The 626-nt window shown below is 42.0% G+C and carries 1 protein-coding gene; it reads right to left on the bottom strand.

Annotation, left to right across the window (positions count from 1 at the left end; all coding sequences use genetic code 11):
• Positions 1-626 (bottom strand): dockerin type I repeat-containing protein (locus AAAY30_RS11530; RefSeq protein ID WP_499222367.1); only part of this gene is annotated, 626 nt, incomplete at both ends.

Below are 626 nucleotides of genomic sequence, written 5' to 3'. Positions count from 1 at the left end.
ACATCTTTAACATTTGTTTTACCGTCACGGTTTATGTCGGAATAAAACATCTGAAGTTTATCAAATTCCGCATCGCCTGCAAGGTATCTCTGCAAAAGGGTTGCATCGTTTACATCTACTGTGCCTTGAAGGTCAATATTGCCGAATCTCAATATGTATATATTTGAGCCGGAAGTACCGCCTCCGCCGCCGAGTACATAAGATATGCGGTAAGAAAATGTAGTGCAGTATTGTGTTGGTTCATTGATTTTAGTAGACAGATAAATTTCCACGCAGCCGTCCTTATCCGGAACTGCGCCCGTTACAGCGCCGCCGCTATGGAAGTACAAGGCGGAGTCATAATAACCGCCGCCGTCTGCTTTTTCGTATTTGAACTTATAGTCATGACTGCCGATACTTGAGTATTCCATTGTATGCGAGCCGTCCTTGTTAAAATAATTCGGAGCTAACTCGTGAAGATTTATTTTTGCTTTAACATACCTTCCGCCTTTATTGTCAAATGTGTAACTTGCGTATATTTTACCCGCACCGCTTGTAAAATAGCGGGCATATTTTTCGGTAGACGGCATAAAGAGTGTTTTGTCACCGCCTATACAATCGGCAAATTTCATGGAGTAGTTTTTTTG

It is taken from the genome of Ruminococcoides bili, from assembly GCF_040093295.1.
GTDB classification, from domain to species: Bacteria; Bacillota; Clostridia; order Oscillospirales; family Acutalibacteraceae; genus Ruminococcoides; species Ruminococcoides intestinale_A.
Note: the sequence above shows the minus strand (reverse complement) of the source record. Positions and strands in the feature narration are given on the sequence as shown.